This window comes from Sphingobacterium thalpophilum, from assembly GCF_901482695.1.
Taxonomy (GTDB): Bacteria; Bacteroidota; Bacteroidia; order Sphingobacteriales; family Sphingobacteriaceae; genus Sphingobacterium; species Sphingobacterium thalpophilum.
Genome location: NZ_LR590484.1, coordinates 1,032,784 through 1,045,423 on the forward strand (window position 1 = coordinate 1,032,784; position 12,640 = coordinate 1,045,423).

Here is a 12,640-nt window from a genome sequence, read left to right on the forward strand (position 1 = left end):
ATGCAAGCCTTTTCTATTTGATATCTTTAACACAACGAAACCCGACGTTATTGGTAGGGCTATTGACCTCACCTTTGCCTCTGCTCCCGGCTTTATAACGTTCGCAATACTGATCATTGCAAAGAAAAGATCCTCCCCGTTGTACACGTTTTTCAAGGTTTGGCTCCTGAGGATCATAAGAATTTTCAGGCCCTTTGGGGTTAGACAGCGCACTATGCTGATAATAGTCGGGCCTATAATAGTCCGAACACCATTCCCAGACATTTCCTTCCATGTCGTACAGTCCCAAAGTATTTGGCGGAAACGATTTGACCGGAGCCGTACCTTCATACCCGTCCTCCTTTGAATTATCGACAGGAAACTGTCCTTGATAGATATTTGCTTTCCACTTGCCATCTGGCTTTAATTCGCTGCCCCAGTAATAAACATTATCATTCGCATCCTGTCCGGAACGTGCCGCATATTCCCATTCGGCTTCTGTCGGCAGGCGCTTACCCGCCCATTTTGCATAGGCTTCCGCATCCTCGTAAGCAACCTGTACCACAGGATGATCCATTCTGTCCTTTATGGAGCTTTGAGGTCCTTCAGGATGCTGCCAGCTTGCACCAGGGATATACTCCCACCACATCAGGTAGTTATTTAAGGAGCGGATTTCTTCCGGTTTGGAAAATACCGCAGATCCGGGAACAAGCATGCTGGGGTCTACGCCAGGGAAATCTCCGGCGTCCAGTTCCCGTTCAGCGACGGTAATATACCCCGTTTCTTTTACAAACTGAGTAAATTGCGCATTCGTCACTTCATGCTCATCCATATAAAAGGATGATATTTCTACCGTATGCAAAGGCTTACTGTCCTCAAACCTAGAACTACCCATCAAAAAACGGCCACCTTTGACCAAGACCATTTTTCCATCGGTGCCAGCATCCTGCCTTGATAATTTCGATTTAATCATTCCTGCCCGTGTCGGTATACTCGCTCCGACGCAGCATGAAAGTGTATCAGGTGCCGGAAATAACGACAGACAAGTAACCAGTGTCAGATTAAGTAGCATGATTAAAGATAAACATAAAGTCGGGACCTCTATACATCCAACTGAAGATTTTCCTTTTTTACGCTCTTAGAGCGGATAGGGGTATTTCCCCCGCCTCGCAGGGTAATATCAACAGGAGCATTATGTTTCCAAGCACCTTTTGTAAAATCCGGCACTGCAACAGTCTTGCAATTTCTCCCAACCGATTCAGCACTTAACGGGACGATACAGCTCCACGAAGCGGCATCATATACATCTTGATCTAAAGGTAGGCCATTCCGCAGGCAGTCGATCAACCGCCAGTCCATCATGAAATCCATTCCTCCATGTCCGCCCACCTGCTTTGCCTGTTCTCCGATATATTTCACCAATTCTGGTGTATATTTGTCATACAGTTCTTTTAGCTTTTCTGTTCCGATAAACTCGTGTCCAAAAGCGATATTCTCTGTTGGGTATTTTTGTGCAAATCCTTTTGTTCCACTTATGGTATGCAGCCTGGAATACGGTCTTGGCGAAGTGACATCATGCTGCAGCATAATCGTCTTGCCTTTTGCTGTACGGATAAGCGTGGTGTTCATATTGCCGCGATACTTTTTGCCAACAAACTCCTGAAAAAAGGAGTCTTTACCCGCGAGCTCTTTTGCTTTTTCACCCATCATGAAATCGTTGGACGACATCGCCACTAAATGGTCCATTTTGTCACCTCGATTGATATTTAGGCACTGTGCAACAGGACCTAGACCGTGAGTAGGATACAAGTTGCCATTTATTTTGATATTTTCCCGTAAGCGCCACATATTATCATAGCCATTCTTTGCAAAATTCAGGTCCAATAGATCATGGATATAAGCGCCTTCAGCATGAACCAGTTCGCCGAACAATCCCTGCCGAACCATGTTTAGGGTTAGCATTTCGAAAAAGTCATAACAGCAGTTCTCCAGCATCATACAATGCGTTCTTGTCGCTTCAGAGGTTTTGACGACTTCCCAACAGTCCTTTATCGATAAGGCGATCGGTACTTCACAGGCAACATGATTACCGGCTTTCATGGCAGCAATACTCATCGATGCGTGATAGGACCAAGGTGTACAAATATACACTAGATCCAATTGCTGCTCTTTCAACAGGGTCTTCCAACCATCCTCCCCGGAGTAGGAACGGGCAGTTTTTAAGCCTTTTGAAGTCAGTATTTTCTGTGCTTTCTCCACACGGTCGGCATGTTTATCACATAGCGCTACAATTTCACAGCCGGCAATATAGGACAGTCGTTCCACAGCGCCCGGACCACGCATTCCTAACCCGATCACTGCAACTTTGACCTTATCAATCTTGGGCGCCGCGTAACCACACATATTGAATGCTTCCGATGCCGACTCTGCATGCACTAAAGTGGGAAGCGAAACTGCCAACGAAGATAATATACCCGCCTTTTTTAGAAAATCTCTTCTAGAATTCATAATTTAAAGTTCATGTAAATTTAAAGGGACCAATTGGTCCCTCTAAAAAATCACCTATTTTAAAACAAACTAAACAGTCAATTCGAAAATCCTTGTGGATTTGGATTTATACTTGGTTCTAACAAAAGAACTTAATCTCTATAACAATGATATAACACTTTTCTCAAAATAAAAAATCAAACTTGAAAGCAATCGTTTGCTTAATCTACACAAACGATTGCTTAATTTATTATCATTACAGTTTTTGTTGACAAATTCTAAAGCTCTGGGCCAATCTTGCTCGCAACCTGCTGTATGATAACACTACTCAATCGCTTTTAAGAAGAGCGAGCATCCCAGTCTGTTACAACCAAAGTTGTGCTGCTCGCTTACTCCTCCGGAATATACAAGTAGGCGATCTAGACAAGCATCATAGACGCCTCTTTCCGATTGTACAAAATGGATAAAACTAAAGTAAAGAGCCGCCCCCGATGATTAAACATCTCCTCAGAGCTCCTTGGTCAGTAAGAATATTATCTATTGGAAAAGCGTTATTTATCATAAGGCCGGGGTGATGCTGGCTTTTTATGACCGCACGGCAGTATATCAGGACCGTAGATGCCCATAAACCGTTTCCGGTATCCGCGCAGAGAGAGCGGTTCCCAGCGGTCATCCCGCTGCGCGCAGCATGTACCGCTGTAAACGGAAGAAGCCCTTGACTGTTTCCAGCAAGGGCTTCCGTGTAAAAAAAGGCACCGACCTACTCTCCCACCTGTTACGGCAATACCATCGGCTCTGGCGGGCTTGACTGCTCTGTTCGGAATGGGAAGAGGTAGACACCGCCGATATAGGCACCTAAAGATCATTTATGGTATCAAGCAGCTGGATGATGGTATTCAGCTTCCCTCCGCAGGGAAAATACCGGTCCGGCAGCACGCACCATACTGACATATATACCGAAAGAGTGTTCAAAAATTAAAGAGGAAGACAACAGTGTCTGTCTGCATGAGAAAGCTTCGGGCTATTAGTACCACTCGGCTATGGTCTCTCAACCTTTACACCTGTGGCCTATCAACGTAGTCATCTCCTACGGCCCTGTCAGGAAGTCTCATCTCGTGGCCAGTTTCGCACTTAGATGCTTTCAGCGCTTATCTGCTCCAGACGTAGCTACCCTGCCGTACACCTGGCGGCATAACAGGTTCACCAGAGGTCTGTCCAACCCGGTCCTCTCGTACTAAGGTCAGATCCACCCAAACTTCCAACGCCCACAACAGATAGGGACCGAACTGTCTCGCGACGTTCTGAACCCAGCTCGCGTGCCACTTTAATGGGCGAACAGCCCAACCCTTGGGACCTTCTCCAGCCCCAGGATGTGACGAGCCGACATCGAGGTGCCAAACCTCCCCGTCGATATGAGCTCTTGGGGGAGATCAGCCTGTTATCCCCAGCGTACCTTTTATCCTTTGAGCGATGGCCCTTCCATACAGAACCACCGGATCACTATGTCCGTCTTTCGACCCTGTCCGACTTGTAGGTCTCACAGTCAAGCAAGCTTATGCCATTGCACTCCACGTACGGTTACCAAGCGTACTGAGCTTACCTTTGAAAGCCTCCGTTACCTTTTTGGAGGCGACCACCCCAGTCAAACTACCCACCAAACAATGTCCTCCGCACTGCGGAGTTAGAAACCGGATACAGAAAGGGCGGTATTTCAAGGACGATTCCACGGATCCTGGCGAACCCGCTTCAATATCTCCCGCCTATCCTACACATCCTGTACCCAGTCCCAATGTTAAGCTATAGTGAAGGTGCATGGGGTCTTTCCGTCCCGTTGCGGGTAACCGGCGTCTTCACCGATACCACAATTTCACCGAGCTCATGGCTGAGACAGCGCCCAGATCGTTACACCATTCGTGCAGGTCGGAACTTACCCGACAAGGAATTTCGCTACCTTAGGACCGTTATAGTTACGGCCGCCGTTTACTGGGGCTTCGATTCAATGCTTCTCTTGCGATGACATCCCCTCTTAACCTTCCAGCACCGGGCAGGTGTCAGGCCTTATACTTCATCTTCCGATTTTGCAAAGCCATATGTTTTTGTTAAACAGTCGCCTGGGCCTTTTCACTGCGGCTGCTCATCGCTGAGACAGCGCCCCTTCTCCCGAAGTTACAGGACCATTTTGCCGAGTTCCTTAGCCATGATTCACTCGAGCACCTTAGGATTCTCTCCTCGACCACCTGTGTCGGTTTGCGGTACGGGTCTTCTTAACCTGAAGCTTAGCGGGTTTTCTTGGAAGTCTGATTACCTGCTCTATCAGCGCCGCCGGAGCTTTGCTGTACTATCGGGTTTCAGCTAGAGCTGCGGATTTGCCTACAGCTCCAATACCTACGCCTTTCAACGAACTATTCCGTCAGTTCGCGGCAGTGTCACTACTCCGTCACCACATCGCAGTTAAAAAGAGTACTGGAATATTAACCAGTTGTCCATCGGCCTGCCCCCTTCGGGTGCGCCTTAGGTCCCGACTGACCCTGATCCGATTAACGTTGATCAGGAAACCTTGGTCTTTCGGTGGGCGGGTTTCCCACCCGCCTTATCGTTACTTATGCCTACATTTGCTTTTCCATAACCTCCACACAGCATTACCACTGTGCTTCCCTGGCGATGGAATGCTCCCCTACCAGTTGTACATCTTTCAGTACAAATCCATAGCTTCGGTACCGTTCTTGATGCCCGTTTATTATCCACGCCCGGCCGCTCGACTAGTGAGCTGTTACGCACTCTTTAAATGAATGGCTGCTTCCAAGCCAACATCCTAGCTGTCTGGGCAGCCGGACCTCGTTAGTTCAACTTAGAACGGATTTGGGGACCTTAGCTGATGGTCTGGGTTCTTTCCCTCTCGGCCTTGGACCTTAGCACCCAAAGCCTCACTGCAAGACATATCTGTCAGCATTCGGAGTTCGTCTGGATTTGGTAGGATTTGACTCCCCCGCACCCAATCGGTAGCTCTACCTCTGACAGACTCAGTTCTCACGCTGTTCCTAAAAACATTTCGGGGAGTACGAGCTATTTCCCAGTTTGATTGGCCTTTCACCCCTACCCTCAGGTCATCCGGAAACTTTTCAACGTTTATCGGTTCGGTCCTCCATTACATGTTACTGCAACTTCAACCTGCCCAAGGGTAGATCACAGGGTTTCGCGTCTACCTCATCTGACTATGCGCCCTGTTAAGACTCGCTTTCGCTTCGGCTGCGTCCCTGAAGGACTTAACCTTGCCAGACAAGAGTAACTCGTAGGCTCATTATGCAAAAGGCACGCTGTCACGGAACTACTCCGCTCCAACCGCTTGTAAGCACACGGTTTCAGGTTCTTTTCACTCCCCTGTTCGGGGTTCTTTTCACCTTTCCCTCACGGTACTGGTCCACTATCGGTCTCTCAGGAGTATTTAGCCTTGCCAGATGGTGCTGGCAGATTCCCACAGGATTTCTCCGGTCCCGCGGTACTCAGGATACCACTATGTCTGTATTCTTTACCTGTACGGGGCTATCACCCGTATCGCGCAGTTTCCCACCTGCTTCCAGTTCATAGCACAGTACAATATCGTGGTCCTACAACCCCGCACATGCCGTAACATGCACGGTTTGGGCTCCTTCCCGTTCGCTCGCCACTACTTGGGAAATCATTGTTATTTTCTTCTCCTACGCCTACTTAGATGTTTCAGTTCAGCGCGTTCGCGTATCATACGGCTATTCTTCAAATAGCCAGGTTACCCCATTCGGAAATCTTTGGATCATTTCGCATTTGCCGATCCCCAAAGCTTATCGCAGCTTATCACGTCCTTCATCGCCTCTGAGAGCCTAGGCATCCCCCGTGTGCCCTTATTTACTTTCTTCACCCCCCGGCCCTTTTGCCCGCCGGGAAGCTGCATGGATATGCCATCACTGACATTATCCCTACTGTTGTCTTCTCTTGTAATTTTTTTTCTCTTTCAGTATGTCAAAGAACTCTTTTTCCGGTTGCTTTTTCTAGAACATCTCTCGATGTTCCTCCCGGAAACGTGGAGAATAACGGATTCGAACCGTTGACCCCCTGCGTGCAAGGCAGGTGCTCTAGCCAGCTGAGCTAATTCCCCTTTTCTATCCGTAGTCCCGAGCAGATTTGAACTGCTGACCCCTACATTATCAGTGTAGTGCTCTGACCAACTGAGCTACGGGACTAGCTGTATTATTCCATCTCTCCTTCCGGGACCGCTCCTTTAAGGGGAGGGCACTTTCTTCTGATGTTTTCTTCTTTTCAATCATGTGGTACGTGACGAGCAACGGTCCGCGATGCTCTAGAAAGGAGGTATTCCAGCCGCACCTTCCGGTACGGCTACCTTGTTACGACTTAGCCCCAATTATCGGTTTTACCCTGACACGCTCCTTGCGGTAACATGCTTTAGGTACCCCCAACTTTCATGGCTTGACGGGCGGTGTGTACAAGGCCCGGGAACGTATTCACCGCGTCATTGCTGATACGCGATTACTAGCGAATCCAACTTCACGGGGTCGAGTTGCAGACCCCGATCCGAACTGTGAACGGCTTTTAGAGATTAGCATGCTGTTGCCAGCTAGCTGCCCGCTGTACCGTCCATTGTAGCACGTGTGTAGCCCCGGACGTAAGGGCCATGATGACTTGACGTCGTCCCCACCTTCCTCACTGTTTGCACAGGCAGTCTGTTTAGAGTCCCCACCATAACATGCTGGCAACTAAACATAGGGGTTGCGCTCGTTGCGGGACTTAACCCAACACCTCACGGCACGAGCTGACGACAGCCATGCAGCACCTAGTTTCGTGTCCCGAAGGACGGATGCGTCTCTGCATCCTCCACTAACTTTCAAGCCCGGGTAAGGTTCCTCGCGTATCATCGAATTAAACCACATGCTCCTCCGCTTGTGCGGGCCCCCGTCAATTCCTTTGAGTTTCACCCTTGCGGGCGTACTCCCCAGGTGGATAACTTAACGCTTTCGCTGGGACGCTGGCTGTCTATCGCCAACATCGAGTTATCATCGTTTAGGGCGTGGACTACCAGGGTATCTAATCCTGTTCGATCCCCACGCTTTCGTGCATCAGCGTCAATACCAGCTTAGTGAGCTGCCTTCGCAATCGGAGTTCTAAGACATATCTATGCATTTCACCGCTACTTGTCTTATTCCGCCCACTTCATATGGATTCAAGCCCGTCAGTATCAAAGGCACTGCGATGGTTGAGCCACCGTATTTCACCCCTGACTTAACAGGCCGCCTACGCACCCTTTAAACCCAATAAATCCGGATAACGCTCGGATCCTCCGTATTACCGCGGCTGCTGGCACGGAGTTAGCCGATCCTTATTCTTCCGGTACATTCAGCTCCCTACTCGTAAGGAGGTTTATTCCCGGACAAAAGCAGTTTACAACCCATAGGGCAGTCATCCTGCACGCGGCATGGCTGGTTCAGGCTTCCGCCCATTGACCAATATTCCTTACTGCTGCCTCCCGTAGGAGTCTGGTCCGTGTCTCAGTACCAGTGTGGGGGATTCTCCTCTCAGAGCCCCTAGACATCGTCGCCTTGGTAAGCCGTTACCCTACCAACTAGCTAATGTCACGCGAGCCCATCTCCATCCTATAAATATTTAATAATATCCCGATGCCGGAACATTATGTTATGCGGTGTTAATCTCTCTTTCGAGAGGCTATCCCCCTGATGGAGGCAGGTTGCTCACGCGTTACGCACCCGTGCGCCACTCTCACCATTGATAGCAAGCTACCAATGGATCCCGTCCGACTTGCATGTATTAGGCCTGCCGCTAGCGTTCATCCTGAGCCAGGATCAAACTCTCCATTGTAAAATGAAGTTTTTGATTCCGACTATTTATAATAATCAGAATTCTTTTTTTAATATCTCTGATCTCGGACCGAATTGAACGGATTACTTGAATCTGTTCCATGACTTCCGACTTTCGTCTGTCTGCCTACTCGTCACGCTACATGATTGTGTGTTATTAAAGAACTTTATGCGCTTCAACTTCCGTATCCGCTGTATTCCGATGGCATTGCGCCCTCTTTTATCTTTTTTTGTTTCCCCGCCGTTTCCGACGGGACTGCAAAGGTAGGAATCTTTTCCGGACTTCCAAAAACTTTCTGAAGTTTTTTTTGGCTTTCTTTTTCCGGTTTCCGCGTTCAGCTACCGTTGAACCCTTCTTTCTTTCATGGCTGCTTTTTCCGGAGCAGCCCGCCCTCCCTTGCGGAGTGGTGCAAAGATAGAAACTTTTATAACAAACTTCCAAGCCTTCTGTGCTTATTTTTTCTGTTTTTAACCTAACCTGCTGGACAGGTGGACGATTCTTTTTGAAACCGGCGGCTCCGGGACCGCAGAACAGGGGCCGCAAGGGCGGGCGGAAGCAAAAATCTCCGCGGAAAGCATCCGGTTAAGCAGAATGCTATCCGGATGCAGGGCAGAGCAGCCAGCTCCCCGGAAAGATGGACGGGCGTTTGAGCCGGGGTCTGCTCCGGGGCCGGAAAATCCGGCACGGGGCAAAACATCTGAACGGAAAGACTTCGGCCGACCGGCAGGCGGACGGGAATCCCGGGACCATGGCCAACAGCGACGCCTCCCCCCGGAGCCCGGGGAACAGATCCTGAAGACGGGTACCAGAGCCCGCAATACTCCGATAATCCTTGGCTCTCACTGCAGGACAGCAGCATGCCATCAGCACGGTGGCTCCGCCCTGTTTCCGTGCTGAGTCTATGATGAGTCCGTGTTGAGTCCGTGTCCTGCACGCTCTCAGCGCCTCCCGGCCCTGTTCTCACTCCACGGTCATCCTGCCCCGGATGCGGATAAGGCGCAGAGCAGCAGTGGATCCGCGGTGCACCGCAGCCGGAGAAAACATGGGGCAGCACGGACACACGCACTCCGGACACACGATCTGCTGACTGTCCGGGACTGAACGGGCCCGAAGCGCACGACCAGCTACGGATATCCGGTCCAACGTCCAAAGGGCAACTCGGCAGAGGCCAACATATACTTTTATATAGGTTTTACTTAGGGTTTGTTTAGGTTTAGTTTAGGTTTTCATTAGGCTCAGGCTAAACTAAACCTAACGGAAACCTAACTAAGAAATATGTAATATCTAGGTAAATATGGAACTTGGTCACCGTCATTAGAAAATCAGTGCATACAACATACTGGAGAGTGACACGGCAACAAATACTCCGGAATTGTAAGATATACCCGTGATGGGAGCAGAACCTCCTTAGTCCATTATCTTGGCGGGCCCCACCTCGGCGCGGGGTAACGGAAATTACAAAAGAGGTGAAATTTATGACGAGAATGCATTCAAGCCAGTAATATCTTGTCCTGTTATCAATAAATGAATATCATGTGTACCTTCATAGGTGACAACAGATTCAAGGTTCATCATGTGCCGCATAATCGGAAAATCACCAACAATGCCCATCCCACCCAGAATCTGTCTGGATTCCCGTGCAATTTGTAAGGCCATATTCACATTATTTCGTTTCGCCATGGAAATCTGCTGCGGCGTAGCCTTGCCCTCATTCTTCAGTACACCCAAACGCCAGGAAAGCAACTGTGCCTTTGTAATTTCAGTAAGGAATTCGGCAAGCTTTTTCTGCTGCAACTGGAAGCCTCCGATCGGCCGATCAAACTGCTGTCTTTCCAGTGCATATTGGACAGCGGTTTCGTAACAATCTATTGCCGCGCCAATCACACCCCAAGATATTCCATAACGGGCTGAATTCAAACAAGACAACGGCCCGCGCATAGAATTCACCTCTGGTAAGACATTTTCAGCAGGAATGAAAACATCATGAAAAACAAGTTCTCCAGTCTTTGACGCCCGCAAGGACCATTTATGCAAAGTTTCTGGTGTCTCAAAGCCTTCCATACCGCGCTCAACAATGACTCCTCGAACCTTTCCGCTTTCGTCTTTTGCCCAAACCACTGCAATATCGCAAATAGGAGCGTTAGTAATCCACATCTTTGCCCCATTCAATAAAAAACCGCCTTCATAAGACTTTAATTTGGTCTCCATTCCAGCAGGATCGGAACCATGATTAGGTTCAGTCAAGCCAAAGGCGCCAATAAACTCCCCAGAGGCAAGTGGTGGTAAAAATTTACGGCGCTGTGCTTCACTTCCGTAACTGTAAATTGGATACATCACTAGAGACGATTGTACCGACGCAGCCGAACGCACCGCAGAATCTCCAGCCTCCAATTCCTGCATAATCAGACCATAGGAAATCTGGTCCAACCCTGCCCCACCATACTCTGCCGGAATATAAGGGCCTAAGGCACCTATCGATCCAAGCTTTGGCATGAGCCCGTCAATTGCACGATGTTCTTGTGCTGCCTCTTCAATAACAGGCTTTATTTCAGAACGTACAAAATCCCGAACAGTCCGGCGGATCAGTTTATGCTCATCAGACAACAGATCATCTATCTGATAATAATCAATATTAATTTGTCTCATCTTGGTGCGGTTTTTATTTTTTACCCAATAACTAAGATACGATTTTTTTTAATACTGAACAATATTCATATTAATCTTGTTAAACAGAATTTTATTCCCTATATTTACTATATACCACGAACAAAATAAACCTTATAATGAAAAATGAACTCAAAATACTTGGTATATCCACCCAAAACCCGGGATCTTCGACAGGACAGCACTGGTTTTCCGGAGGCAAACTATTTGAATCTTTTTCACCCGTAGATGGCAAGCGTATTGCCTTAGTAACAGGCAGCAGCCGAAAGGATTATGAGCAAGTTGTCAACAGTGCCACAGATGCCTTTAGAACCTGGAGACTTATTCCCGCTCCTAAAAGGGGTGAAATCATACGGCAGCTGGGAGACCGATTACGGCAACTTAAGCCGGCTCTGGGAAAACTGGTCTCTTATGAAATGGGCAAATCCTATCAAGAAGGGATGGGCGAGGTTCAGGAGATGATTGATATCTGTGATTTTGCGCTTGGATTATCCCGTCAGCTTTATGGCAATACCATACATTCGGAACGTCCCGGTCATCGCATGTACGAGCAGTATCATCCGCTGGGAATCGTAGGTATTATTACCGCATTCAATTTTCCGGTTGCTGTATGGGCATGGAATATCGCATTGGCATTGGTCTGTGGAAATACCGTGATTTGGAAACCTAGTGAGAAAACGCCTTTATGTGCCATAGCCTGCCAAAAGCTCCTTGCTGAAATTCTTTACCGGAATGGCCTGCCTGAGGGCATTTCCAGTCTTGTTATTGGTGACAAAGAGATCGGAGAATGGCTATCTGCTGACGTTCGAATCGGTCTAATTTCAGCAACCGGATCAACAAGAATGGGAAAAGAAGTCGCTGTAACCGTTGCTCAGCGACTAGGAAAAACCCTTCTGGAACTAGGAGGCAACAATGCCATCATTGTTACACCGGAAGCGGATCTCAAAATGACTGTCATTGGAGCTGTATTTGGTGCAGTGGGAACCGCTGGGCAACGCTGTACCAGCACGAGGAGACTAATCATCCATGAAAGCATCTATGAAAAAGTGAAGAAACTGTTGACAGAAGCCTATGACCAACTTAAAATCGGTAATCCTCTGGACACAAACAACCATGTTGGGCCGTTGATCGACAAAGCTGCTGTAAATTCATACTTGGATGCATTGGATAAAATCGAAACACAAGGCGGCCAACTTCTGATCAAAGGTAAAGTTCTTGAAGGGGATGGTTATGAAAGTGGCTGCTACGTACAACCTGTTATTGCTGAAGTGGAAAATCATTATGATATCGTACAGCACGAAACGTTTGCGCCAATCCTATATCTTATCAAATACCAAGGAGATATCAGCCAGGCAATCGACCTTCAAAATGGTGTTGCACAAGGCCTCTCTTCTGCGGTGATGACCAACAACTTAAGGGAAGCCGAGCTATTTCTTAGCGCGGCAGGGTCCGACTGTGGCATTGCCAATGTCAATATAGGTACCTCAGGAGCGGAAATCGGAGGGGCATTCGGTGGCGAAAAAGATACAGGTGGCGGCAGAGAATCCGGATCAGATGCCTGGAAAGCGTATATGCGCCGACAGACAAATACCATTAATTACTCGACCGACCTGCCATTGGCACAAGGTATCAAATTCGATTTATAAAA

General features: G+C 48.3%; 5 protein-coding genes, 2 tRNA genes and 3 rRNA genes. 2 read left to right on the forward strand and 8 right to left on the reverse strand.

The features are described from left to right. Positions 1-13: 13 nt before the first annotated feature. From FGL37_RS04450 to FGL37_RS04480, 7 genes are all read right to left on the reverse strand, one after another. Entirely contained in the window at positions 14-1,051 is a 1,038-nt protein-coding gene (locus FGL37_RS04450) for a formylglycine-generating enzyme family protein (RefSeq protein WP_037534673.1), read from the reverse strand. A 29-nt stretch (positions 1,052-1,080) separates the two neighbouring features. Beyond that, a complete protein-coding gene (locus FGL37_RS04455; RefSeq protein WP_171019302.1) occupies positions 1,081-2,487 on the reverse strand; it encodes a Gfo/Idh/MocA family protein in 1,407 nt (468 codons plus the stop codon). A gap of 726 nt (positions 2,488-3,213) precedes the next feature. Continuing rightward, positions 3,214-3,325 (reverse strand): 5S ribosomal RNA (gene rrf, locus FGL37_RS04460). A gap of 146 nt (positions 3,326-3,471) precedes the next feature. Beyond that, positions 3,472-6,355: ribosomal RNA gene (locus FGL37_RS04465) — 23S ribosomal RNA — on the reverse strand. A 166-nt stretch (positions 6,356-6,521) separates the two neighbouring features. Further along, positions 6,522-6,595: transfer RNA gene (locus tag FGL37_RS04470), tRNA-Ala, on the reverse strand. 11 nt (positions 6,596-6,606) lie between these two features. Next, a tRNA-Ile gene (locus tag FGL37_RS04475) sits at positions 6,607-6,680 on the reverse strand. A gap of 120 nt (positions 6,681-6,800) precedes the next feature. Continuing rightward, positions 6,801-8,328: ribosomal RNA gene (locus FGL37_RS04480) — 16S ribosomal RNA — on the reverse strand. Together the 16S, 23S and 5S rRNA genes with 2 tRNA genes alongside form the textbook arrangement of a ribosomal RNA operon. A gap of 591 nt (positions 8,329-8,919) precedes the next feature. Here FGL37_RS04480 and FGL37_RS04485 point away from each other — a divergent pair. Then, complete coding sequence (locus FGL37_RS04485) at positions 8,920-9,225, forward strand: hypothetical protein (protein WP_138096674.1); 306 nt, start codon at positions 8,920-8,922, stop codon at positions 9,223-9,225. Between the two features lie 576 nt (positions 9,226-9,801). Here the strand turns inward: FGL37_RS04485 and FGL37_RS04490 are convergent. After that, the gene (locus FGL37_RS04490; protein WP_028071497.1) at positions 9,802-10,974 is read right to left on the reverse strand and encodes an acyl-CoA dehydrogenase family protein; all 1,173 of its coding nucleotides are present in this window, start codon (positions 10,972-10,974) and stop codon (positions 9,802-9,804) included. A gap of 137 nt (positions 10,975-11,111) precedes the next feature. Here FGL37_RS04490 and amaB point away from each other — a divergent pair, with 137 nt between their 5' ends. Then, complete coding sequence (gene amaB, locus FGL37_RS04495; protein ID WP_037534127.1) at positions 11,112-12,638, forward strand: L-piperidine-6-carboxylate dehydrogenase; 1,527 nt, start codon at positions 11,112-11,114, stop codon at positions 12,636-12,638. Positions 12,639-12,640: the final 2 nt, after the last annotated feature.